General features: G+C 71.4%; 20 protein-coding genes. 13 read left to right on the plus strand and 7 right to left on the minus strand.

All coding sequences use genetic code 11. The annotated features are described in order from the left end of the window. Positions 1-9: 9 nt before the first annotated feature. Positions 10-888 carry an alpha/beta hydrolase fold domain-containing protein gene (locus AC07TY_RS07295; protein ID WP_494784861.1) on the minus strand — a complete coding sequence of 293 codons (879 nt, stop codon included), beginning with the start codon at positions 886-888 and terminating at the stop codon, positions 10-12. 127 nt (positions 889-1,015) lie between these two features. On the opposite strand from AC07TY_RS07295, the gene AC07TY_RS07300 reads away from it, so the two are divergent. The 5 genes from AC07TY_RS07300 to AC07TY_RS07320 all read left to right on the plus strand — a co-directional run bounded on the left by AC07TY_RS07300 (position 1,016) and on the right by AC07TY_RS07320 (position 6,679). Beyond that, positions 1,016-1,708 carry an NUDIX hydrolase gene (locus AC07TY_RS07300; protein WP_494785048.1) on the plus strand — a complete coding sequence of 231 codons (693 nt, stop codon included), beginning with the start codon at positions 1,016-1,018 and terminating at the stop codon, positions 1,706-1,708. 72 nt (positions 1,709-1,780) lie between these two features. Next, positions 1,781-3,091 (plus strand): quinolinate synthase NadA, encoded by a 1,311-nt coding sequence (gene nadA / locus AC07TY_RS07305; RefSeq protein ID WP_494784862.1) that lies wholly within the window; start codon positions 1,781-1,783, stop codon positions 3,089-3,091. 1 nt (position 3,092) lies between these two features. Next, positions 3,093-4,640: an L-aspartate oxidase gene (gene nadB / locus AC07TY_RS07310; protein ID WP_494784863.1), complete on the plus strand. Its 1,548-nt coding sequence runs from the start codon at positions 3,093-3,095 to the stop codon at positions 4,638-4,640. Beyond that, entirely contained in the window at positions 4,630-5,526 is an 897-nt protein-coding gene (gene nadC, locus AC07TY_RS07315) for a carboxylating nicotinate-nucleotide diphosphorylase (RefSeq protein WP_494784864.1), read from the plus strand. Before nadB ends, nadC begins: the two co-directional genes overlap by 11 nt. Before the next feature lie 10 nt (positions 5,527-5,536). Further along, positions 5,537-6,679 carry a cysteine desulfurase family protein gene (locus tag AC07TY_RS07320; RefSeq protein ID WP_494784865.1) on the plus strand — a complete coding sequence of 381 codons (1,143 nt, stop codon included), beginning with the start codon at positions 5,537-5,539 and terminating at the stop codon, positions 6,677-6,679. A gap of 149 nt (positions 6,680-6,828) precedes the next feature. On the opposite strand, the gene AC07TY_RS07325 is transcribed toward AC07TY_RS07320, so the two are convergent. Genes AC07TY_RS07325 through AC07TY_RS07335 form a run of 3 tightly spaced genes read right to left on the minus strand, consistent with a single transcriptional unit; the run spans position 6,829 to position 10,744 of the window. After that, a complete protein-coding gene (locus AC07TY_RS07325) occupies positions 6,829-8,940 on the minus strand; it encodes a PTS fructose transporter subunit IIABC (RefSeq protein ID WP_494784866.1) in 2,112 nt (703 codons plus the stop codon). 50 nt (positions 8,941-8,990) lie between these two features. Continuing rightward, the gene (locus tag AC07TY_RS07330) at positions 8,991-9,959 is read right to left on the minus strand and encodes a 1-phosphofructokinase family hexose kinase (RefSeq protein ID WP_488624618.1); all 969 of its coding nucleotides are present in this window, start codon (positions 9,957-9,959) and stop codon (positions 8,991-8,993) included. Continuing rightward, entirely contained in the window at positions 9,956-10,744 is a 789-nt protein-coding gene (locus tag AC07TY_RS07335) for a DeoR/GlpR family DNA-binding transcription regulator (protein WP_494784867.1), read from the minus strand. Before AC07TY_RS07335 ends, AC07TY_RS07330 begins: the two co-directional genes overlap by 4 nt. A gap of 170 nt (positions 10,745-10,914) precedes the next feature. Here AC07TY_RS07335 and AC07TY_RS07340 point away from each other — a divergent pair, with 170 nt between their 5' ends. After that, positions 10,915-11,520, plus strand: a complete 606-nt coding sequence (locus AC07TY_RS07340) for a hypothetical protein (RefSeq protein ID WP_123505383.1) — start codon at positions 10,915-10,917, stop codon at positions 11,518-11,520. 54 nt (positions 11,521-11,574) lie between these two features. Here AC07TY_RS07340 and AC07TY_RS07345 read toward each other — a convergent pair whose 3' ends face one another. Then, a complete protein-coding gene (locus tag AC07TY_RS07345; RefSeq protein WP_494784868.1) occupies positions 11,575-12,324 on the minus strand; it encodes a fumarylacetoacetate hydrolase family protein in 750 nt (249 codons plus the stop codon). Then, positions 12,324-13,274: a D-2-hydroxyacid dehydrogenase family protein gene (locus AC07TY_RS07350; protein ID WP_494784869.1), complete on the minus strand. Its 951-nt coding sequence runs from the start codon at positions 13,272-13,274 to the stop codon at positions 12,324-12,326. Before AC07TY_RS07350 ends, AC07TY_RS07345 begins: the two co-directional genes overlap by 1 nt. Before the next feature lie 304 nt (positions 13,275-13,578). Between AC07TY_RS07350 and AC07TY_RS07355 the strand changes: the two genes are divergently transcribed. From AC07TY_RS07355 to AC07TY_RS07385, 7 genes are read left to right on the plus strand one after another with little or no spacing between them, the layout of a single operon-like run. Continuing rightward, on the plus strand, positions 13,579-14,535 hold the full coding sequence (locus tag AC07TY_RS07355; RefSeq protein WP_494784870.1) for a beta-1,6-N-acetylglucosaminyltransferase: 957 nt from the start codon (positions 13,579-13,581) through the stop codon (positions 14,533-14,535). Then, a complete protein-coding gene (locus AC07TY_RS07360) occupies positions 14,532-16,319 on the plus strand; it encodes a lipopolysaccharide biosynthesis protein (protein ID WP_494784871.1) in 1,788 nt (595 codons plus the stop codon). Before AC07TY_RS07355 ends, AC07TY_RS07360 begins: the two co-directional genes overlap by 4 nt. After that, entirely contained in the window at positions 16,316-17,686 is a 1,371-nt protein-coding gene (locus AC07TY_RS07365; RefSeq protein WP_494784872.1) for a glycosyltransferase family 2 protein, read from the plus strand. Before AC07TY_RS07360 ends, AC07TY_RS07365 begins: the two co-directional genes overlap by 4 nt. After that, a complete protein-coding gene (locus tag AC07TY_RS07370) occupies positions 17,683-18,918 on the plus strand; it encodes a glycosyltransferase family 4 protein (RefSeq protein ID WP_494784873.1) in 1,236 nt (411 codons plus the stop codon). The genes AC07TY_RS07365 and AC07TY_RS07370 overlap by 4 nt, the downstream gene beginning before the upstream one ends. Beyond that, a complete protein-coding gene (locus AC07TY_RS07375; RefSeq protein WP_494784874.1) occupies positions 18,915-21,137 on the plus strand; it encodes a hypothetical protein in 2,223 nt (740 codons plus the stop codon). Before AC07TY_RS07370 ends, AC07TY_RS07375 begins: the two co-directional genes overlap by 4 nt. Continuing rightward, positions 21,134-22,051: a PIG-L family deacetylase gene (locus AC07TY_RS07380; RefSeq protein WP_494784875.1), complete on the plus strand. Its 918-nt coding sequence runs from the start codon at positions 21,134-21,136 to the stop codon at positions 22,049-22,051. The genes AC07TY_RS07375 and AC07TY_RS07380 overlap by 4 nt, the downstream gene beginning before the upstream one ends. Before the next feature lie 43 nt (positions 22,052-22,094). Next, the gene (locus tag AC07TY_RS07385; RefSeq protein ID WP_123505374.1) at positions 22,095-23,093 is read left to right on the plus strand and encodes an LLM class flavin-dependent oxidoreductase; all 999 of its coding nucleotides are present in this window, start codon (positions 22,095-22,097) and stop codon (positions 23,091-23,093) included. A gap of 80 nt (positions 23,094-23,173) precedes the next feature. Here AC07TY_RS07385 and AC07TY_RS07390 read toward each other — a convergent pair whose 3' ends face one another. Beyond that, positions 23,174-24,214 carry an LLM class flavin-dependent oxidoreductase gene (locus tag AC07TY_RS07390; protein WP_494784876.1) on the minus strand — a complete coding sequence of 347 codons (1,041 nt, stop codon included), beginning with the start codon at positions 24,212-24,214 and terminating at the stop codon, positions 23,174-23,176. Positions 24,215-24,336: the final 122 nt, after the last annotated feature.

Raw genomic sequence — 24,336 nt, forward strand, 5'->3', positions numbered from 1 at the left:
GGTCTCGGGTCACGACCTCAGGACGTCAGCGATCCGATCCAGGGCGAGCCGTGCCTCCGGGAGCCACGGTGCGCCCGGAAAGTCGTGGAAGCCGCCGCGCGTGATTCTCAGCTCGGCCTCGCCACCGGCGTCGCGGATGCCGCGAGTCAGGAGCTCTGCGTCGGCGAGGAACACGTCGCGGTCGCCCTGGTAGGTGTGCACGGGCGGAAGTCCTGAGAGGTCGCCGTAGAGGGGGCTGACGCGCGGGTCGCGCAGGTCGAGGCCCCCGGCCCAGAGTCGGCCGGCCTCCACCAGCCCGGCGGGGGCGAGCATGTGGTCGAGCGGGGCGAGTTCCTGCACCCGGGGATTCGACATGGTCACGTCGACCCAGGGGGAGATCAGGACGACGCCGCGCGCCGGAGGGAGTCCGGCGTCGCGTTGGGCCATGGCCTGGCCGAGCGCCAGGCCGGCCCCCGCGGAGTCGCCGCCGAGGAAGACGCGGTCGCCGTGGTCGTCGCGTGCCCGCTCGGCGACCTCGTTCAGGAACGGATAGGCGTCGACCGCGGTGAACTCCGGCGCGAGCCCGTAGAGGGGGACGCTCACGCTCACGCCGGAGCGGGCGATGAGCCCGGCCAGGATGCCCCAGTGCGGCCCGACGAGGGGGAAGACGTAGCAGCCGCCGTGCGTGTAGATGAGGTGCGCTCCCGACGGCTCCGAAAGGGGCGTGAGCGTCACGAGCCGGTGGCCCGCGACGAGCTCCTCGGTCACGGACGCGACCTTGCGGAGGCCTGCGGGGATCGGGGCGGCGGTGCCGCGGTTCTCGATCGCGCGGCGGAGCGTCTCGGCGTCGGCCGTGCTCCGCCCCCGCAGGACGAGAAGGCGGCGGGTGGCGCTCAGGAGAACCGACATGGGCCCGAGCCTAGCCAGATCGGGAGAAAGTAGTGGGTCGTAGTGACTTTAAGGGTTAGAGTCAGGTAGACATTAACTTCGAGGGCCGGCAAGGGGAGGCAACGTGAGCGATTCCACGCTGGCGAGCATGTCTCCTGCGCTCGCGGTCTCGACGGTGGTCTTCTCGCTGATGCCGTCCGACTCGACGGGGCGCATGGCTCTGCATATCCCGCTGGTGCGCCGGATCCGGGAGCCCTACCGCGGTCGTTGGGCCCTGCCGGGTGGCCCGCTCGCGCTCGACGAAGACCTGGCCGACGCGGCCCGTCGCCACCTCGTGACGACGACGGCGCTGTCGCCGACCTATCTAGAGCAGCTCTACGCGTTCGGCGCGCGAGGCCGGTCTCTGGCCGAGCGCGTGGTGTCGATCGTGTACTGGGCACTCGTGTCGCGGGCCAGCGCGGCCGACGATGCGACCACGGCGCTCGTGCAGAGCGACCCGAACGTGTGCTGGTTCGACGCGGACGACCTTCCTGAACTCGCCTTCGACCACCGGACGATCGTCGACTACGCCCTCTGGCGGCTCCGCACGAAGATGGAGTACAGCCGTATCGCCCACGCCTTCATCGGCGACACCTTCACGCTCGCCGGCCTGCGCGAGGTGCACGAGGCGGTGCTCGGACGCGAGCTCGACCCGGCCAACTTCCGCCGCATGGTCGAGTCGAGCGACTCCGTCGTGCCGACGGGGGAGTTCCTGACCGGCACCCCGCACCGGCCCCCGCGCCTCTATCGCTACAACCACGCAGTCGACCTCGTCGACCCCAATCCGCTCGGGCGCACCTGAGACCCGAGCGCCGGACCTCCTTCCTGACGCAGCGCACACCCCAGTCATCCGACTACCGAAGAAAGCCGCACCATGACCTCCGTCGACACCACGATCCGCCGCATCACCAACGGTGAGGCCCCCGGCGCCGTCTGCACCACCGACCTCCGCGAGGCGCCGTGGGCGTTCGACACGGGTGTGCCCTCGTACGGCCCCGGCTCGTCGATGTTCGACGCGATCCCGGCGCGCTCGCCGCTCCAGGGCGAGATACCGGCCGCGTACCGCGAGGCGTCGGCCGACGAGCTGCACCGCCGCATCCTCGCGGCGAAGGAGATCCTCGGCGACCGCGTCCTGATGCTCGGCCACTTCTATCAGCGAGACGAGGTCGTGCAGTACGCCGACTACGTGGGCGACTCGTTTCAGCTCGCGGTGAAGGCCAAGGCGTCGCCCAATGCCGAGGCGATCGTCTTCTGCGGCGTGCACTTCATGGCCGAGACCGCCGACCTCCTCTCGACGCCCGAGCAGGCGGTCATCCTGCCGAACCTCGCGGCTGGTTGCTCGATGGCCGACATGGCCGATATCGACAGCGTCGAGGCGGCCTGGGAGCAGCTCGAGGGCATCTACGGCGACATGACGGCCGTCGACGAATCAGGACGAGTTCCGGTCATCCCGGTCACCTACATGAACTCGGCCGCCGACCTCAAGGGCTTCTGCGGCCGTCACGGCGGGATCGTCTGCACCTCGTCGAACGCCGAGACCGTTCTCGAATGGGCTTTCGCCCGGGGCCGCCGCGTGCTGTTCTTCCCCGACCAGCACCTCGGCCGCAACACCGCCAAGGCCATGGGCATCCCGCTCGAGAGCATGCCCCTGTGGAACCCTCGCAAACCGCTCGGCGGGTCGACATCTCAGGAACTCGACGACGCGAAGGTGATCCTCTGGAACGGCTTCTGCTCTGTGCACAAGCGCTTCACCGTCGCCCAGATCGAGCAGGCCCGCGCCGAGCACCCCGACGTGCAGGTCATCGTGCACCCCGAGTGCCCGATGCCCGTCGTCGACGCCGCCGACTCGTACGGTTCGACCGACTTCATCGTGAAGGCCATCGAGGCGGCTCCCGCCGGTTCGACCTTCGCGATCGGCACCGAGATCAATCTGGTCCAGCGTCTGGCACAGCAGTACCCGCAGCACACGATCTTCTGCCTCGACTCGGTCGTCTGCCCATGCTCGACGATGTACCGAATCCACCCCGGCTACATCGCCTGGGCACTCGAGGCGCTGATCGGCACGGCCGACCGGCCCGCCGAGGTGCTCAACCGAATTCAGGTCTCTGACGACGTCGCCGAGCCCGCCCGAGTCGCGCTGGAGCGGATGCTCGCCGCCAAGCCGAACCACACGGTCTCGGTCTGACATGGCCGAACTCAGGAACATCGTCGTCGTCGGGTCGGGGCTCGGCGGTCTCACCGCGGCACTCCACGCCGACGCACTGGGTCACAGCGTGACGCTCCTGACCAAGGGCGCGCTCGACGAGAGCAACTCCCGCTATGCGCAGGGAGGAATCGCCGCGGCAGTCTTCGATGACGACACCGTCGAGCTGCACGTCGAGGACACCCTGGCCGCCGGTGCCGGACTGTCGGTCCTCGCCGCCGTCGAGGCTCTGTGCGGCGACGGTCCCCTTCGAATCGCCGACCTGGTCCGCTGGGGCGTTCGCTTCGACGGCGACGAATCAGGATTCTCCCGGGGTCTCGAGGCGGCGCACAGCCGCGCGCGCGTCCTCCACGCCGGCGGCGACGCGACCGGCAGGGCGATCGTCCTGGCCCTGATCGCGCGGCTTGCGGCATCGCGGGTACAGGTCGTCGAGCACGCATTCGTCACGGACCTCCTGATCACCGCCGACGGAGAACCTCGCGTAGCCGGGCTCATGGCTCGTGTCGGCGAGGGCACGGAGCCGCTGGAGATCCGCGCCGACGCGGTCGTGCTCGCCACGGGTGGCGCCGGGCAGCTCTTCGAGTTCACGACGAACCCGGCGGGCGCGACGGCCGACGGCCTGGCAGCCGCCTGGCGTGCCGGTGCGCGCGTCGACGACCTCGAGTTCTACCAGTTCCATCCCACGGCGCTGGCTGTGCCGGGCAGCTTCCTGATCTCGGAAGCCGTCCGAGGCGAGGGCGCCGTGCTCCTCGACGCCGCCGGCCGACGCTTCATGACCGGCGTGGATCGTCGCGCCGAGCTCGCCCCGCGCGACGTCGTGGCGCGTGGCATCGCCCGGCAGATGGCCCTGCAGGCAGGACTCCCCGTCCACCTGGACGCCACCGCTCTCGGCCGCGAGACGCTCGAGAAGCGCTTCCCGACCATCACGCGGGCGACGCGCGCCGCCGGACTCGACTGGGCCGCCGAGCCGATCCCGGTCACGCCCGCCGCGCACTACTTCATGGGCGGCATCTCGACCGATCTCGGCGGGCGTACGTCGCTCCCCGGCCTCTACGCGGTCGGCGAGGTGGCCTCGACCGGCGTTCACGGGGCCAACCGCCTCGCCTCGAACTCGCTGCTCGAGGCCGCGGTCTTCGGCTGGCGCGCGGTCGAGGCGATCACGGCCGACGAGATTCCGACGACGCAGGAACGCGAGGTGGAGGCACCCGGGCCCGCCCCGACCGGTGCGGAAGGCGGGGGTAGGCGCGAGTTCCTGCGCCCGGATCTTCAGGACCTCATGTGGTCGGCTGCCGGCGTCGAGCGGTCAGGAGAGACGATGCTCGCCGCCGCCGCGACCCTCGCGGGTGCCACAGCGCCGACCGATGATCCTGAGACGACGAACCTGCTCGACGTGGCCCGCCTCGTGCTGGCGGGAGCCCTCGCCCGCGAGGAGTCGCGCGGCGCCCACTACCGGGCCGACTTCCCCTTCCCATCCGACGAGTTCGCCCACGCCATCACGTGGACACGAGAGGTTCCCCAGCATGCTCACTGACGACGCGATCCTGCAGGTCGTCCGCGCCGCGCTCCGAGAGGACGCCCCCTGGGGCGATGTCACGAGCGATGCCCTCATTCCTGAGACGGCGACCGCGACGGCGGCCGTGGTGGCTCGCGAGCCCGGCGTCCTGAGCGGGACGCGCGTGCTCGCCGCGACTCTCAGCGAGGTCGACCCGCTCGCCGAGGTCGAGCTCCTAGCCGCCGACGGCGACGCCTTCGTGGCGGGCCAGACGCTCGCCGTGCTTCGCGGCTCGGCCCGCTCTCTGCTCCGGGCCGAGCGAGTCGCTCTCAACCTGACGCAGCGACTCTCCGGCATCGCCACTCTGACAGCTCAGTACGTCGCTCTCACCGAGGGCACCCGGGCCCAGATCGTGGACACCCGCAAGACGACACCGGGGCTCCGCGCCCTCGAGCGCGACGCCGTCGTCGCGGGTGGGGGTCGCAACCACCGCTTCTCGCTGTCGGACGCCGTGCTCGTGAAGGACAACCACCTGGCCGTCCTGATCGCGTCGGGGCTGACTGTCACCGAGGCCCTCCTCGCCATGAAGGGGAAGCTCTCGCACACGACCCACGTCGAGGTCGAGGTCGACCGCATCGACCAGATTGAGGCCGTGCTCGCGGCGGGCGTCGACACGATCATGCTCGACAACTTCTCGTCAGCCGACCTCGTCTCAGGAGTCGAGCTCGTGGCCGGACGAGCCCTCGTGGAGGCGAGCGGCGGGGTCGACCTGACCACCGTCGCCGCCATCGCGGCGTCCGGGGTCGACCTCATCTCGGTAGGCGCGCTCACCCACAGCGTGCGCGCGCTCGACCTCGGGCTCGACATCGACGTCGACGTTCCTGCCGGACGCACGCCCGCCGGGTTCGCCCGCGCTGACGCCTGACGGGACACCCGTGCTCTACCTCGACGCCGCCGCGACCTCGCCCGCCCGCCGCGAGGCCGTCGAGGCCATGTGGCCGTTCCTGACGAGCGACTTCGGCAATCCGTCAAGCCACCACACGGTCGGGGAGTCGGCGGCTCGGGCACTCGCGACAGCCCGCGCACAGATCGCGGACTGGCTCGGCTGCCGCCCGGGGGAGGTCGTCTTCACGGCGGGCGGCACCGAGGCCGACAATCTCGCGATCAAGGGGATCGCGCTCGGTTCGCCCCGTGGCAGGCACCTCGTGACGAGCCGCATCGAGCACGAGGCCGTGCTCGAGTCGGTGCTCTTCCTGGAGCGGCTGCTCGGGTTTCAGGTGTCGTACGTCGACCTGACCGACGACGGGCTCGTCACCCCGGCGGCGCTGGCACGAGTCCTGAGAAGCGATACGACGTTCGTCTCGATCGCTCACGCCAACAACGAGATCGGGACGGTGCAGCCCATTGCCGACCTGACCGCCGTGACGCGCGAGGCCGGCGTGCCCTTCCACACCGATGCCGTCCAGTCGGCAGGCTGGCTCGACACTCGCGTCGACGTGCTCGGCGTTCAGGCGCTGTCGATCTCAGGACACAAGCTCGGGGCGCCCAAGGGCGTCGGCGCGCTCTACGTCGCGGGCCGGGTGCCGCTCGAGCCGCTCGTCCACGGTGGCGGGCAGGAGCGCGGGCGGCGTTCCGGCACCGAGAACGTAGCGGGCGCGGTGGCGCTCGGCGTTGCCGTCGGGATCGCAGAGCAGGAAAGACGCGCTCGGGCGGACGCCGCCGCGGGCGTCCGCGACGCGTTCGTAGCAGAAGTCCTGACGCGCGTGTCCGGCGCCCGCCTGACCGGCCCCGCCGAGGCACGGCTGCCCGCCAACGCGTCGTTCGTCTTCCCGGGCACGAGCGGCGAGGCCGTCCTGCTGGAGCTGGAGCGCCGCGGCGTCGTGTCGTCGAGCGGCTCCGCCTGCGCCGCCGGAAGCGACGAGCCCTCGCACGTCCTCACGGCGCTCGGCATGGACGCCGACCTCGCGCAGACGTCGGTCCGGTTCACCTGGGGCGGCGGGCTCACAGCGCAGGAACTCGGGTCGGTCGCCGCCGACGTCGAGGCAGCCGTCGCCGCCGTGCGCGGAATCGCGGGCTAGTTCCTGCGCCCAGGAACACGGCAGGGTGGTCGCCCGAGGCGCGCCCGCCGCCGCCAGCACAGGAAAGCCGGCGCGGTCCTCCCGTCGAGGCCCGCGCCGGCGTCAGAGGCCGTGCGGTTTTCCTGAGCGCGCAGCCCGGGCCCGGGCCGCTACGCAGCCACCGGCTGTCCGGCCGGCGCGAGCCCCGCCTCGGCGCGCTCGGCGTCGGCGATCGAGGCGTCCATCGGGCGGCGGCGGACGAAGCGCTTCAGGACCACGTACACGACAGCCGTCACGACGGTTCCGGAGAGGATCGCGACGATCCACATGAGGAGGTTGCCGATCGCGAAGAACACGAAGATGCCACCGTGCGGCGCCTGAGAGGTCACGCCCGCGGCCATCGAGATCGCTCCGGTCAGGGCGCCGCCCACCATGCTGGCGGGGATGACGCGCAGCGGGTCCGCAGCGGCGAACGGGATCGCGCCCTCCGAGATGAACGATGCTCCGAGAAGCCACGCCGCCGCGCCGTTGTTGCGCTCGATCGGGGTGAAGCCCTTGCGGTAGAGCACGGTGGAGGCGAGCGCCATCGCGAGCGGCGGCACCATGCCAGCTCCCATGACGGCGGCCATGATCTCCCACGGGGCGGGGTTGGCGACCGAGCCCGCCGAGAGTCCGGCCACAGCGAACGCGTAGGCCACCTTGTTGACCGGGCCGCCGAGATCGAAGCACATCATCAGGCCGAGGATGATCCCGAGCACCACGACGCCCGAGCCGGACAGGCCGTTCAGGAAGTCGCCGAGCGCTTTCGTGAGGGCCGCGATCGGTCCGCCCAGGAAGAGGAGCAGGAGACCGGAGGCGAAGATCGAGGCGAACAGCGGGATGATCACGACGGGCATGAGACCGCGCACGAAGCGGGGCACGTTGAGCTTGCCGATGTAGTAGGCCGCGAAACCGGCGAGCAGACCGCCGACGAGGCCGCCGAGGAATCCGGCGTTCATGAACACCGCGATCGCGCCGGCGACGAAACCGGGGGCGATGCCGGGTCGGTCGGCGATCGCGTAGGCGATGTAGCCGGCGAGGGCTGCCACGAGGAATCCGAGCGATGCTCCGCCGATCTGGAAGGCCGCGGCGCCGAGGTAGTAGGCCAGGCCCTGCGGCGGGAGGTTCCAGAGCGTGTAGTTCTGGAGGGCGTAGGCGGCGTTGTTGACCGTGTGGCCCTCGGCCGTGAGCGCGATGCCGTACTTCGCCAGCAGGAAGCCGAGCGCGATGAGCAGGCCGCCTCCGGCGACGAACGGGATCATGTACGACACGCCCGTCAGGAGCCACGTCTTGAGCGCCGAGCCGAAGCCGCGGCGACCCTGGCTCATGGCTGGGCCTTCGGCCAGAGAACCTGAGACGCGGGCCGCGCTCGGGTTCTTCGCGGCTGCCAGCGCCTCGCGGACCATCGCGTCGGGCTCGTCGACACCGCGCTTCACGGGGCCCTGGACGAGCGGCTTTCCTGCGAATCGCGCGCGGTCGCGCACGTCCACGTCGACGGCGAAGATGACGGCGTCGGCCTCTCGGATGACGGCGGGGTCGAGCGGGACGACCTGGCCGGAGCCCTGCGTCTCGATCTGCAGCTCGGCGCCGAGCTTGGCGGCGGCCGCGACGAGGGCGTCGGCGGCCATGTAGGTGTGGGCGATGCCGGTGGGGCAGGCGGTGACGCCGACCAGCTTGATGGCGGGGGCCGTGCCCTTGGCGGCACCGGCGCCAGCACCCGCGGCAGCCCCGGCGCCGGCACTCGCGGCGGCCGGAGCGGCCGTCCCGGTCACGCCGCGGGCCGCGTCGACCTCGCCGCCGACCTCGGCGTCGACGATCGCGACGATGTCGGCGGGGGTCGCGGCAGCGCGAAGGGACGCTGTGAAGTCATCGCGGATGAGTGCACGGGCGAGCGTCGAGAGCACGGTCATGTGGTCGCCGTCGGCGCCTTCCGGCACCGCGATCATGAACACGATGTCGGCGTCGCCGTCCGGTGCGCCGAATGGCACGCGGCGGGCGAGACGGGTCATCGCGAGGGTCGGCTCCGTCACGGAGGCCGACCGGGCGTGGGGGATGGCGATGCCGCCGGGCACGCCGGTGCCGACGGAGGCTTCTCGGGCGATGGCGTCATCGGCGAGGGAGGACGCCGAGCCGGCGCGGCCGACGGAGGCGACACGGGCGGCGAGAGCGCGGATCACGTCGGACGACGTGCCTCCGAGGTCTTCGTCGAGGCCGACGAGGTCGGTGTTGATGAGGGTGGACATGGGCTGGAGCTCCTTTGCTGCTGCAGGTAGTCAGGTGGAACGAGAGGGGATCAGGCCTGAACGGCGCGCGCCTGAGACAACGGCACGACGTCGATGGCCTCGGGGTGGGTCTGCGCGAGGGTGGGGACGACGCTGCCGGGCAGCGACGCGGCCGCCGCTCCGGAGGCGACGGCCTGGGCGAGGCGGCGGGGCGCCGAGGCTCCGCTCGTCTCGGCCAGCAGGTAGCCCGAGAGCGACGAGTCGCCGGCCCCGACGGTCGAGAGCGCCTCGATGACGGGCGCCGCGGCGAACCAGGCGCCGTCGTCGTCGACGAGGATCGCGCCCGCGCTGCCGAGAGTCAGGAGGACTGCGCCGACACCGCGGGCTCGGAGCAGGTGCGCCCCGGCCACGGCCGCGTCGCGGTCGGTCTCGTAGACATCGGGATCGCCGCCGACGACCTCGGCGAGCTCCTCGGCGTTGGGCTTGACGAGGTCGACCGGGACTCCTGAGTCGAGGAGCTGGCGGAACGGCTCGCCCGACGAGTCGACCGCGATGCGCGGGGCCGAGTCGCCGTGCGCGACGCGGACGGCGTGGACGACGCCGGCGAGGAAGTCGGCGGGCAGCCCGGGGGGCAGAGATCCGGCGATGACCAGCCAGTCGGCGCTCACCGCGTGCTCGACGATCAGGTCGACCAGCGCGATCGCGTGGCCGCCGAGGTCGGGGCCGGGCTCGTTGATCTTCGTGGTGGTGCCGTCGGGCTCGGTGATCGTGACGTTCGACCGGAGGCGCGCGTCGATCGGCAGGTTGACGGTGGCCACGCCTCGTGAGCGGAGCGCGACGAGCACCGGATCGTCGAGCCCGCCGGGCAGGATGGCGACGGTGTCGGCACCTGAGGCCGCCAGAGCGCGCGAGACGTTGACGCCCTTGCCGCCCGGCTCGTCCGTGGTGCGCACCGAGCGCTGCACGGCGCCGCGGGCCAGCGGCGAGGTCAGCTCGATGGTGCGGTCGAGCGAGGGGTTCGGGGTGACAGTGATGATCATGCGACCAGGACCTCCACTTCGGCGTCGCGAAGCGCGCCGGCCAGGTCGGCGGGCGGCTCCACGTCGGTGATGACGGTGTCGAGCTCGTCGAGGCGGGCGAAGCGCGTGAGAGCCTCGGCGCCGTGCTTGGTGCCGTCGGCGACGGCCACGGCGCGGCGGGCTGCGCGCACGAAGGCGGTCTTGACGGCGGCCTCGAACTCGTCCGGGGTCGAGAGCCCGAACCCGGCGCTCAGGCCGTTGACGCCGATGAACGCGATGTCAGGACGGAGCCCGGCGATCTGGTCGACGGTGGTGCTCCCGACGGCGGCGCTGGTCAGGCCGCGCACCCGCCCGCCGAGCAGACGGAGGTCGATGTGCGGGCTGTGCTGCAGGAGCGCCGCGATCGGGACGGAGTTCGTGATGACGGTGAGCAGCACGCCATCCACGGCCGGGCGCCACGACGCGAGCTCCGCAGCCACCGCCGCGGTCGTGGTGCCCGCGTCGAGGGCGACCGACCCCACGAACGTCGAGGGGACGAGGCGAGCCGCGGCCCGCGCGATGGCCGTCTTGCCGGGCGTCTGCTGCTCCTGCCGCTCGGCGAGGCTGAGCTCGGTGACGCTCGAATGGCCCGCAGGAACTGCCCCGCCGTGCACCCGCTGCAGCCGACCGGCCTGCTCCAGCACGTCGAGGTCCCTGCGGATGGTCTCCGTCGTGACCTCGAACCGGTCGGCGAGGTCGGACACCACGACGCGGCCTTCGGCGCGCAGCAGCTCGGTGATCGAGTCGTGTCGCTCCAGTGCGTACATCCGGTGACCTCCGCGTCGCCTGCTCGTCGTGCCGTTGGTATCGCAGGCGTGATCTGCCTGCTTTTCAGGAGCTGCGTCCTGCGTTTCAGGAGACTGTATGCGCGTTTCGGGCACAAAGCAAGACGAACGCAGACAAACCCACAACCGTCGCGGACGCCTACGGTTGACGGATGACCACTGACCGCTTCGTGGGCCGCATCGCCGGCGTCGGCACCGAATCAGGAACCCGGCTCGTCGTCGGGCTCTGGAACACGTCGCCGCTGGGCTCCTTCGCCGACGTCATGGTCGAGACGGGGAGCGGCCACCGGGTCCTCCTCGCACCCCGCGAGGACGTCGCGCACTACATCTCGGCGACCTACGAGTTCGACGAGGTGCGCGTCCTGCCGGTCGAGTGGCGGAAGGTCGACGGCGGGATCCTGGTCGAGGCCGGCCCGGGCGTGCTCCGGCTGCGGCTCGGGATCGGCGGCATCTCGCCGCTCGGACGGCTCCTGAGGGCGGTTCCGCGGAGTGTGGCCACCCGCCCCGCGTGGCTGCGGCTCATCAACCCGGTGGCGAAGTTCCTGCTTCCCGGATCCGCGACCGCCGGCACCGCGGGCGGCGGCCGCCGCGAGTACTACGGCGTCACGCTGGCCCGGCGGGTCGCCAGTGTCGAGGCCGAGTTCGACGCGCAGGAACTCGGGGCCCTCGCGCCCCTGGACCCTCCCGTGCGCTTCGGCTTCGGCTCGGCACCGCGCGACCCGAGCCTCGTCGACGTCACGACCACGATCCGTTCCTGATCGCCGGCGGGTCCGACCGGGCCGAGCCGTGCGCGTGTCAGGAGATCTGCACCCTCACGCGCCGGGCGCGGCACCCAGCACGAACTCGAAGGTCCCGATCTCCTGAATTCCGCCCGACAGCGTCTGCCCCGGCGCGACCGGGCCCACGCCCGACGGCGTCCCCGTGAAGATCAGGTCGCCGGGCGCGAGCTCCCAGGCGCGGGACGCCGCCGCGATGACGTCGGCCACAGGCCAGATCTGGTCGGCGAGGTCGCCGTCCTGAGCGACGACTCCGTCGACGGCCAGCCAGATTCGCCCGGACGCCGCGTCGAGGGCGCCAGCAGTGAGGGCGCCAGCGTCGAGCGACACCCGCGGCATCAGCGATGCCCGCGGCACGAGGGGCGTCAGGGGAGCCGACGCGTCGAAGCCCTTCGCGACGTCCCAGGGGCGACGGGTGTCCTTCGCCTCCTGCTGGCGGTCGCGGCGCGTGAGGTCGACCCCGACCGCGTAGCCCCACACGTGCTCGAGTGCGTCGGCCGGGGCGATCGACGAACCGCCGACTCCGATCGCGACGACGAGCTCGACCTCGAACTCCAGACGGGACGTCAGAGTGGGGTAGGGCACTGTTCCTGAGGCGGGCACCACGGCGTCGCCCGGTTTGGCGAAGAAGAACGGCGGCTCGCGGTCGGGGTCGCTGCCCATCTCGCGCGCGTGCTCGGCGTAGTTGCGGCCCACGCAGAGGATGCGCCGGACGGGGAATCGCTCGTCGGATCCTGAGATCGCCACCGACGGCACGGGCGGAGGAGCAAAGGCGAAGCCCGCCATCAGAGTTCCCGGACCGGGGTGCCGGAGAGTACCGCGAGCACGTTCTCGACGGCCTGGCCGTAGAAGACGTCGTAGACCTCGCGTGTGACATAGCCGATGTGGGGGAGGAGCAGGACGTTCGACAGCTTGCGCAGGGGGTCCTTCAGAGGGAGCGGCTCGACGTCGTAGACATCGAGTGCGGCGCCGGCGAGGGTGTCGACCATGAGCGCCATCATCAGGGCCTCCGAGTCGACGATCGGGCCGCGGGACGTGTTGATCAGGAAGGCCGTCTCCTTCATGGTCGCGAGCTCCTCCGCGCCGATGATCCCTCGCGTGGCCTCGGTGAGCGGCACGTGGACGGAGAGGAAGTCGGAGCCCTCGAACAGCTCCTCGCGCGACACGGCGGCCACGCCGTGGGCGGCGGCGCGTTCCGGCGTCAACGAGGGGCTCCATGCGACGACGCGCATCCGGAAGGCGAGGGCGAGCTCTGCGACCCATCGCGCCTGCTTGCCGAGGCCGAGCAGTCCCAGCGTCCTGCCTTCGAGGCGCGTGCCGATGGTGTGCTGCCAGCCGTCGGCGTGGAGGGCGGCATCCTCCGCGACGATGTTGCGGGCGAGAGCGATCATCATGCCGATGACGAGCTCGGCCACCTCGCGACCGGACCCCTCCGTGCCGGTGACGACGACGCCGCGCGCCTTCGCGGCGGCGGTGTCGACGGAGGCGTTGGCCATGCCGGTCGTGACGAAGTGCCTGAGTTCGGGGAGCCGCTCGAAGACCTCGGAGGGGAAGGCGGTGCGCTCGCGCATGGCGACGACGACCTGACTGCCGGAGAGCCTCTCGACGAGCGCATCGACGTCGTCGATGTGCTCTGTCACGACGTCGATCTCGAAGTGCTCCCGCACCTCGCTCCAGTCGGCGGAATCGAGGGCGATCGACTGGTAGTCGTCGAGGATCGTGAGGATCGCGGGCATGGGATCAGGCTACAGGCGGCGCCCCCGCGGGCGGCGGGCGGCGAGTTCCTGCGCCCCCCACGATCAGAGCACTCGTCTCGGGGGACAAAGCAGACAGGTTCGTCTGTCACCCCAACGCGTATCTTGTCGCCCTCAGACGCATCAAATAGCGTGGAGGCAACCTGAGAAGCAGACCACCTACCCGGTCTGCTCCCGCCGGTGGCCTCGTTGTGCGCCGGAGAAGCGCGCGACTCGGACCCGACCCGACGACAGGACCCACCCGCCCATGCGGCACGCCCAGAACTCCCGTGTGCAGAACTCCCGTGTGCAGAGCACCCGTGTGCAGGACGGCCGCGCGCAGGACGGCCGCGCCCTTCTCGCGTGCGTGATCCTCGCTCACACGGATCCGCAGCACGTGCAGCGACTCGTGCGGGCACTCGATCCGTTCCCGGTCTTCCTCCACTGCGATCCGAGCACTCCTGACGACGCGTTCGCCGAGATGACCCGCGGGCTTCCTGAGCGAGCGGTCGTGATGCCCCGGATCAAGACCGGCTGGGCGCGCTGGGAGAACGTCGAGGCCGAGCTGCAGGGGTATCGCGCAGCTCTCGCGACGACCGACGCGACCCACGTGGCCGTGCTGACCGGCACCGACTACCCCCTGGCTTCGAGCGATGAGATCTCCGAGCTGCTCGGCGAGCACGCCGGTACGTCGTTCGCTCTGATCGACCCTCTGCCGCATCCGGAGTGGGGCCCCAGCGGCGGCTTCGACCGCCTGCGCTACCGGCACTGGGCCTGGCGCAAGCGCATGATCCGCCTGCCGATCCCGCGCCGACTGCCGCACGGCGTCACGTTCGCCGGCGGCTCTCAGCTCAAAGTCCTGTCGCGCGAGCACGCGCAGGCCGTGCTCGACGCCGTCGACGCGCATCCGGAGCTGGTCGGCTTCTGGAAGCGCAGCTGGGTCGCCGACGAGACGTTCGTTCCCTCCATCCTGATGACCGAGCGCTTCGTTCCCGACTGGGAGCAGAAGCACGTCCGCGCGACCCTCTGGTGGATCGGCTGGGACGGCACGCGCCGCAAGAGCCCGCCGTGGCTGACCCACGAGCACGCCGAGCGCGTGCTGTCGCGACGATCCGACGCCCAGCAGGAGCTCCCTCACTTCTTCGCCCGCAAGTTCTCCACCGCCGAGAGCACGCCCCTGCTCGACGCGCTCGACGCCGAGCACGTGCGCGCAGGAACTCCCGGCCGGTCCGCAGCCCCCGCAGCTCAGGACGGCACCCCGTGACCGCCGCCGCTGCCGACGTCTCCGTCGAGGGCCCGGCCGCCGCCGCGCCCGCCGACGGCGGATCGAGGCTCTTCGGTCGCGGACTCCTCTACGTCGTCGTCTGGTCGCTGCAGCTCGTCGTCTCGACGCTCATCTCGCCCGTCCTGACCCACCTGATGGGTCCGAGCGAGTTCGGCGCGCTGTCGAGCGCTCTCGCGATCTACCAGGTGCTCAGCGTCGCAGCACTCCTCGGCCTCGACGAGGCCCTCGTGCTCGAGCGCGCCGACGACGGCGACGGCAAGCGCCCCCGCGGCCTGGTCACGATCGGCGTCGTCATCTCGTTCGCCGTCACGGCCATCGCGCTCGCCACCATCCCTCTCTGGTCGGGCCCGCTCGGATTCGGCGACTTCCCGCTGCTCGTCGTCGCGGTCATCCTCTGGACGGCTCCGTCGGCCGCCGTCACCGTCATGCTGGCGCTCCTCGTCGCCGAGGACCGCTTGAAGCCGTTCACCGTCGTCAGCGTCATCTCGGCCATCGGCGGCTCGGTGGTCGGACTCGTGCTGATCCTGACCGTGCACAACGACGCCACCACCTACGCCTGGGGCGGCGTCATCTGCCAGTTCGTCGCCATGTTCCTGGGTCTCATTGTCGTGCGGCCGACCCTGCAGGGCTTCAGGCAGTGGGCGGTCACGCGCCGCGCCATCACGCTCGGCGTGCCGCTCGCCCTCGGCAGCCTCGCCTACTTCGTCCTGAACGCGGGCGACCGCATCATCATCCAGCGCGAGCTCGGCGCCACGGAGGTCGGCCGCTACCAGGTCGCCTACGTCATCGGCTCGGCCGTGATCCTGCTGCTGAACTTCACGAACGGCGCGTGGACGCCGCACTTCGCCGCGCTCAAGGACAAAGCGGCCCGCTACTCGCTCGCCATGAAGTCGCGCGACGAGCTGTACGGCATCCTCGTCCCGATCGTTCTCGGGGTGACCCTGATCGCGCCGCTGGCCCTCCGCATCCTCGCGCCGGCCTCGTTCCGCCCAGCGGGGCTGACCCTCGTCGTCCTGCTCGTCGCGCTCACCGCGTTCCCCGTGGCGGCGTCCGGGGCCTCCGGCCGCCTGCTCGTCGTCGGCCGCCGCGGCAAGACCGTCGGCATCATCACGGGAGTCGCCGCCGTCCTGAACATCGTGCTGAACCTGCTCCTCGTACCGGCGATGGGCATCTCCGGAGCGGCAGTCGCGACTCTGGCCTCGTACTCGCTCCTCGCCGTCCTGCAGGTCGTCTTCCTTCCTGATCGCGACCGCTGGCACGGCGCTCCGATCCGCCTCGTGATGCTGGTCGCGGCAGCGATCGCGGTCGCCGCCGTCTCGATCCTCTTTCCACAGACGCTCGCCTGGAACCTCGGCCGGGCCGTGCTCGCGGTCGCGTGCTTCCCCTGGTTCGTGGTCCGTCTGCAGGCGGCACGGCGAGGCGCATCCGATCCGGTTCCCGAGGAGGCGGTCACCGCGATTCCCGACGACGAGGTTCCCGACCACGCGGTTCCCGACAGGAGGAGCGGTCCTGTCGGAGGACGAGCGGCCGCCTCGACAGCTGCCCGTACCACCCCACCTGTCGCCGAACGCACCCCGGAAGGGGACGTGACGGCCGCCGCCCCGGCACTGGACACTGGGGAGGAGCCCCGCGAGGCCGATGGCGCCGACGACCTCGCGCGGCTCCTGGGATTCGACATCGACCCCGGCCGCGACACCGGCCGCGACCCCGACACCGGCCGCGACCCCGACACCGGCGTCCCACCAGAGGAAGGCGCGACATGACCAGCACCGAGCCCGTCGAGACCGTGGTCCCCGGTCCTCGCCGCGTCGTCTCCATCGACCTCGGCCGGTCGGTTCCCGATCTCGTCGCCGACTACCGCTACTCGACCGCCATGGTCGTCGGCTACCGCGGTGCGGTCCCCGTCGGGGCCGTCGACATCGAGCTCACCGACGACCCGGCCGACGCCTCGCGCGCCCTGGCCTCTCTCTACGCCCAGCAGATTCCCGACCGCGCCGCTGACGCCGTCGACGTGCCCGACGAGCGGCTGCCCAGCATCTCGGTCGTGGTCTCGACGGTCGTGGCGCGCCCCGACGATCTCGCCGTCCTCCTCGCAGCGTTCAGCCGCCTCGACTACCCCGACGTCGAGTTCATCGTCGTCGACAACCGAGTGACCCTTCCTGCCGACGACGCGCTCCCGGGCATCGTCTCCGGCCACGACTCCGTCCGCATCGTCCGCGAGTCGCGCCCCGGCGTCTCCGCGGGCCGCAACGCCGGGATCGAGGCCGCGCGCGGCGAGGTTGTCGCCTTCACCGACGACGACGTCCGCGTCGATGAGAACTGGCTCCGCGTGATCGGGCGGCGCTTCGCACGCGCCGACGGCATCGACGCCCTGACCGGGCTCATCCTGCCCGCCGAGCTGGAGACCCCGGCGCAGATCTGGTTCGAGGGCTACTACGGCGGGTTCGCCGGGGAGCGCACCTTCGTGCCGGTCGTGCTCGAGGCGGCGAAGGATGTTCCTGCGCCCGTCCGCGGTTCGAAGATCGCCGTCAGCGACCCGACGGGGGCCGAGATCAAGCGGCTGCCGGTCTACGGCGTGGGCGCGTACGGTGCTGGCGCGAACATGGCCTTCCGCCGCGCGGCGCTCCTTCGGGTGCGCGGGTTCGACTCCGCCCTGGGCACCGGCACACCGGCGCTCGGCGGTGAGGACCTCGCGACCATCGTGTCGATCCTCTGGACCGGCGGGCGCCTGGCCTTCGAGCCGCAGGCCGTCGTGCACCACCGCCACCGCCAGACGCTGCCCGAGCTCGAGAGGCAGCTGCACGGCTACGGGCTCGGCTTCACGGCGATGCTGACCTCGCTCGTGCTCGACGACCCGCGCCACCTCATCGGCCTCGGCTGGCAGGTGCCCTCGGCGGCCGGCCGCTTCGCCAAGCGGGCCGTCGGGCGCGTGCTGCACCGCGGTGCGGTCGCAGAGCAGACCGACGAGAATCAGGCGGCGCAGGATCCCGCGAACCTCTCGGGCGGCTACCCCCGATCGCTCGTCTCGACCGAGCTGCGGGGCTTCCCCGGGGGTCCGGGCGCGTACCTGAGGAGCCGACGCACCTGGCTGCGCATCGGCCGCGAGAACGTGGCCGAGGCCCGCGCGTGAGCACCGGCGTGGACGAGACTCAGACGGCCTCGGGGTTCGGCCCCGACCGCTTCGACCGGACGGTCCCGCCGCTCCGCATCGTGACGGCCACCGATGTGCTCGCGCCCGTGGGCGGCATCGAGGTCTGCGTCTACGAGGACACCACCGCGCTCGTCACCCGCGGGCACCACGTCGACCTCCTCTACACCCAGTCGGGCGTCCAGCGCGCCGACCTCGAGATCCTCGGCGTGCACCTGCGCGGTCCCGTGACGGTCCGCTTCGAGCCGAGCCGCGCGCTCCCGGGGCTCGCCTCGTTCGTGCGCTCCGCCTACCGCGTCGCGCGGCTCCGGCCCGACGTGCTCTGGCTGAACCGCTCCGAGAACATCATCTGGGCGCAGGTGGTCTCGCTCCTGGCGCGGGTTCCCCTGGTCGTGCACCTGCACCACGCCCCGAACTACCGCCTGCAGTCGCAGCTCATGACCGGCGTCGCCGAGTTCGTGGCCGTGTCCGAGTACATCAAGAGCGTGTGGGTGGCGCGCGGGATCCAGGCCGACCGCATCACGGTCGTGCACAACGCCGTCCCGCTCGACAGGTACCCCGTCGCCACCGAGGCCGAGCGGGTCGCCGCGCGTGCCGCGCTCGACCTGCCCGACGGCGTCCGCGTCGCGATGTACTTCGGGCGGATCTCGCGCGACAAGGGCGTGCTGACGATCCTGCAGGCCTGGAGGTCGCTCGACCTCGACCCGACCGAAGCCCGGCTGGTCTTCGTCGGCGACGCGGCCTCCGCCGACGACGAGATCGGCGAGCTGCTCCGGTCGTTCCCGGAGGGGTCGGTGGCGCACGTCCCCAATCAGGTCGACGTCGTGCCGATCCTGCACGCCGCCGATGTCGTGGTCGCCCCGTCGTGGGCGCCCGAGTCGTTCGGCCGCACGACCGTCGAGGCGATGTCCGCAGGAATTCCGGCCATCGCATCCGATCTCGGCGGCAGCGCCGAGGTGCTCGCCGACGGCATGGAGCGCCTGCTCGTGGTTCCCGGCGACGCCGCCGATCTCGCCGGGCGCCTGTCAGAGCTCCTGACCTGGCGCACGTCCGAGCCCGGCCTCGGCGCTGCCGTGCACGCGCATGTCGCGCGCCGGTTCCCCTACGAGCCGCACGTCGACCAGCTGTCCGACGTCCTTCTCGCGCACCGGTCGCATCGCCGCACCCGCACCTCCCGGGTGCCGCGGGGGAACCGCGCTGTGACGGCCCGATGACCACGGCCGACGCTCGTCCTGACGCGGTCGCCCGTCCACGACTCACGCTTCGCGCTGCCGAGATCGGCCTCGCTGTCTACGGACTGATCGCGGCGACCCTCGTCGTCGTCGACGCTCCTGGTCCGGTCCGGTCGATCGTGGTCCTGATCGCCGTGCTGATCCTTCCGGGCTGGACGGTCCTCCGCCGGTTCCCCACGATCGAGCCAGCCGCCCGGCTGGTCTTCACGGCGGTAGGAAGCATCGTCGTCCTGACGCTGCTGTCACTCGCGATGGTCTGGACTCAGGTCTGGCACGCGCGGGCGGCGACCGTGCTCGTGCTGGTCGTCGCGGCCGTCCTGATCGCGCGCCGCCCGGTCGGTGTCCGCGGCCCGTCGGCCGACCCCGTCGCGCGGGCGGCCGGCGGCTGGGCCCCCCGGGACCCGGTAGCCCGCATCTCGGCCCTCCCGTGGCTCGTGCTCGTGGTCGCCGCCGCCCTGTGGATCGTCGGGCTCACCCTGACGAACAGCACCGACCTCGGTCAGTTCGGCCTGCTCGTCGAGTTCCCCGTCTTCTGGTACGCCGCCGTCGTGATCGCTTTCGTCGTGGCACTCGTCGGGCTGTTCACTACGAAGCGCGCCCACGGGCTGCTGGCGTCGGCCCTCGCTCTGCTCATCGTGATCCTCTACGGCTCGGCGAACCTCGTCGAGAACGCCCCGCGCCTGCCGTGGGTCTACAAGCACATCGCCGTGACGAACTACATCGTCGCCAACGGCAGCGTCGATCCGTCGATCGACCTCTACAACCGCTGGCCCGGCTTCTTCTCGTTCAGCGCGACGGTGAGCTCCGCGCTCGGCATCCCCGACGCGACCCACTACGCGACCTGGGCCGAGGTCTTCTTCGCGCTGGTCGACGCCGTACTGGTGCTCGCCATCGCCCGCACGATCTCCCGGCACCGCCGCTGGGCCTGGACCTCCGTGATCGTCTTCACGGTGGGCAACTGGGTCGGTCAGAACTACTACTCGCCGCAGGCGTTCGCCTTCATGCTGTACCTGACGGCCGCGCTCGTCGCGGTGTCGGCGCTCGGCAGCGAGCCGCGCCGTCTGATGGTGTGGTTCGAGCGCCAGCTGGCCCGGCCCGCCGTCCGGCTCGGCCGCGCGATCAATACCGAAGTGCTCGGCGTCACGCGGTCGGGACGCGGCCGGATCCTCCCGATCGTGGCCGTCGTCGGCCTCCAGGGCGTCATCGTCGCGAGCCATCAGCTCACGCCCTACGTGGCGATCCTCGCGCTCGTTCCCCTCTTCGTGCTCGGCCACCTCCGCCCCCTCTGGGTCGCGATCGCGCTCGTGGCGCTCCCGGTCCTGTACCTGCTCCCGAACCTCCCGTACGTCAGCCAGCACTTCGGCCTGTTCTCGTCGTTCAACCCGGGCGCCAACATCTCGCAGGCATCGGTGTCGTCCGTCGGCGTCTCCGAGGCGGCGTCGCTCCAGAGCCACGGCGTCGTCCTGCTGACCGGATTCGCCGTCCTGCTCGCGCTCGCCGGCTTCACGCGACGCATCCTGAACGGCCACGTCCGCACGACGGTCGTCGTCGCGTGGCTGGCCATCGCCCCCGTCTTCACCCTGCTCGGCCAGTCCTACGGCGGGGAGGGCAAGTTCCGCATCTTCCTGTTCGGGCTGCCGTTCTACGCGATGGGCGTCTCGTGGCTGTTCTGGACCCGGGGCGGCTCCGAAGGCCGCCATCGCGTCCGTCGGGTCAGCGCCCTCGGTCTCATCAGCACGCTGTCCGCGCTGCTGGTCCTCTTCGTCGGCACCTACTTCCAGCCCGAGGCGAGCCTCCGAATCTCGGCGTCCGACGTCAGGGCGGCGCAGTGGCTCGACAAGCGGTTCGCGCCCTCCGACTACGAGCTCAGCGTCACCGACACGTTCCCCGTCCTGATCGGTCCGCACTATCCCGACTACCTCCTGAGGTACCTGCAGACGAACACCTTCGCCGACGTCCAGTCGGCCTCGCCGAAGAGGCTCTCCACGGCGAAGCTGCTCGAGAGCGCCTACCAGGAGCCGAAGACCGCGCGCACCTGGGTGGTGTTCTCGGACGACCAGGAGCACACCGCTGTCGTCGCCGGCGTCTTCGCCCGCGCGCAGCTCGACGAGATGGAGAGGGCCGTCGCCGCCTCGGGAACGCTGAGCTACGACCGCGATGGCGTCCGCATCTACGAGACGCACGCCTCGGCCCGGCCATGAACCGCATCCTCTTCCTGATCGGGCGACGCGTCCGCCGGGTCCGCGCCCGGATCCGAGCGGCGCAGGAACGCGCACGCCTCGCCCGAACCGTCGTCTCCCGGCCCGTCGGCCCCGTCGCACCCGAGCCCGCCGTCGACGGAACGCTCTTCGTGCTCGCCCACCAGGACGACGACCTCCTCTTCGCCTTCACCCGGCTCGCCGGCGAGCTCGCGGCGGGCCGCCCGGTCACGACCGTCTATCTGACGGCCGGCGACGACGACGACGACGAGTGGTACTGGCGCGCCCGCGAGGCCGGCGTCCGCGCCGCCTACTCGCACCTCGCCCGAACCGACGACCGCTGGATCGAGACGACCGAGGCGTTCTCCGACCAGCCGGCGACCCTCGCCCGGCTCGAGGCCCGGCCCGACGTGACGCTCGTCTTCATGCGGCTTCCCGACGGCGGCGTGGAGGGCTCCGGCGGCGAGAGGAGCGGCGGCCAGAGCCTCCGCAAGCTCTGGGAGGGGCGCATCGCCACGATCTCGACGGTGGACGGGACGGCGACCTACTCGCTGGCCAGCCTGCACGCCGTCCTCCGCGCCATCGCCGACCGGGTCGCCCCGGCCGCGGTCGTGACCCTCGACCACGAGGGCGACTTCGGCGACGGCGACCACAGCGATCACCACGTCGCCGGGTATCTCGCCGAGCGCCTCCACGAGGGGCTCGACGAGGGGCTCGACGACGGCCCGTCGCTCACCGGCTACCTCGGGTACCCGATCGCCGAGCGCCCCGCCAACCTGACCGCCGAGCAGATCGCCGCGAAGGAGGCGGCGTTCTTCCTGTACGCGCTGTCGGACTACAAGACCTGCGCGTCGATGGCGGCCTGCAGCGCGCGCCCCGAAGGGGCGTGGCTGGCACGGGAGTACACGGCGCGATAGGCGGGGTGGGAACACGCGGGCCCGTTCCTGCGTTCGCTCCTTCATGACTACAACCCTCTCGATCCTGGATCTCGCTCCCGTCTCTCCCGGGGAGACGATCGCGCAGAGCTTCGAGAACAGCGTGGCGCTGGCTCAGGCTGCCGAGGCGAACGGCTACGGCCGGGTCTGGTACGCCGAGCACCACAACATGGCGACGATCGCGTCGAGTGCGACGAGCGTCCTGATCGGGCACGTCGCGGGCAAGACCTCGACGATCCGGCTCGGCGCCGGCGGCATCATGCTGCCTAACCACGCGCCGCTCACCATCGCCGAGCAGTTCGGCACGCTCGCGACGCTCTACCCCGATCGCATCGACCTCGGGCTGGGGCGCGCGCCGGGCTCCGACCAGGTGACCATGCACGCCATGCGCCGCGACGCGATGAGCGCGGAGTCGTTCCCTCAGGACGTCCTCGAGCTGCAGGGCTACCTCCGCGGCGAGTCGCGCGTGCCCGGAGTCCAGGCGACTCCCGGTGCCGGCACCAACGTTCCCCTCTACATCCTCGGATCCTCGATGTTCGGCGCTCAGCTCGCCGCCGCCTACGGGCTTCCGTACGCGTTCGCGTCGCACTTCGCTCCCGACCTCCTGCACGACGCCGTCGAGTTCTACCGCCGCGAGTTCACCCCGTCGGCGCAGCTCGCCGAGCCGCACGTCCTCGCCGGCGTCAACGTCGTCGCTGCCGCCACCCACGAGGAGGCGCAGGCGCAGTTCGACGCCACCCGCCGCACCCGCGTCCGCGGCATGATCTCGCGCACGCCTTCGTCGCCCGAGTACACCGACGAGCAGATCGACATCTTCCTGACGACGCCGAACGGCCGCCAGATCGCCAACATGATGCGCTTCTCCGCCGTCGGAACCGCCGACGAGGTCCGCGACTACCTGACCGAGTTCGCCGCGGGGGCCCAGGCCGACGAGCTCATGATCGCCCACCAGTCGCCGCACATCGCCGAGCGCCTCGTCTCGGTCGAGCTGACGGCCGGCGCGATGCAGGTCGCGACCGTCTAGGGCGCAGGAACTGCGGCGCCGCCGCCGCGCGCAGTCGCCGCCGCACCGCGCATCACGCGCAGCCCGGCGGCGCCGTCACCTCAGGCCTGCAGCTGCGGCTCCTTCGACCACCCCAGCTCGGCCCCGATGGCGTGCACCGATTCGAGCAGGCGCGCGTTGAACTCCACGCCGAGCTGGTTCGGCACCGTCACGAGCACGGTGTCGGCGGCTGCGACGGCCGCGTCGTTCGCGAGCTCCTCGACGATCCGCTCGGGCTCGCCGATGTACGAGCGGCCGAAGCGCGCGAGGGTGTTCGCGTCGAGATGCCCGACCTGATCCTGACTGTCGGCCTGGGCGCGGAGCCCGAAGTAGTGCCGCGACTCGTCGTCGATCAGCGGCAGGATGCTCCGCGAGACCGAGACGCGCGGCTCGCGCTCCCAGCCGGCCCGCGCCCATGCGGCGCGGTACAGCTCGATCTGCTCGGCCTGCAGCTGGTCGAACGGCACCCCGGTGTCTTCCGTCAGGAGGGTCGAGCTCTGCAGGTTCAGGCCCTGCGCCGCCGTCCACTCGCCCGTGGCCCGGCTGCCGGCGCCCCACCAGATGCGGTCGCGGAGGCCTTCGGACTGCGGCAGGATCGGCAGGTAGCCGGTCGATCCGGTCATCTGCGGGTTGGCGGCGGCCGCTCCGGCGCCATCGATCGCCTGGAGGAAGACGTCGAGGTGATCGCGTGCGAGGTCGGCGTCGGTCTCGCCCTCCGAGGGGCGGTAGCCGAACGACTCGTAGCCGTTGAGCGCCGTCTCAGGTGATCCCCGGCTGACGCCGAGCTGCAGCCGGCCGTCCGAGATCAGGTCGGCCGCGGCCGCCTCCTCGGCCATGTACAGCGGGTTCTCGTACCGCATGTCGATGACGCCGGTGCCGATCTCGATGGTCGAGGTGCGGGCGCCGATGGCGGCGAGCAGCGGGAACGGCGACGCGAGCTGGCGTGCGAAGTGGTGCACGCGCACATACGCTCCGTCGATGCCGATCTCCTCCGCCGCGACGGCGAGCTCGATGGTCTGCTGCAGGACGTCCTTCGCGGTGCGGACGCGCGAGCCGGGGACGGCCTGGTAGTGCCCGAAAGACAGGAATCCGATGCGCTTCATGCTCGGTCCAACCTCGCGTCAGGGTGACGAATTCCCCATGCTCATGCAATTGCATCGACTTGCGTGCCGGTGCTCAGGCCGTGGTCCCGTCGCGTCGAATCGGGCGCAGGAACTCGGGTCGG

It is taken from the genome of Frondihabitans sp. GW821-FHT04F02 (genome assembly GCF_059420045.1).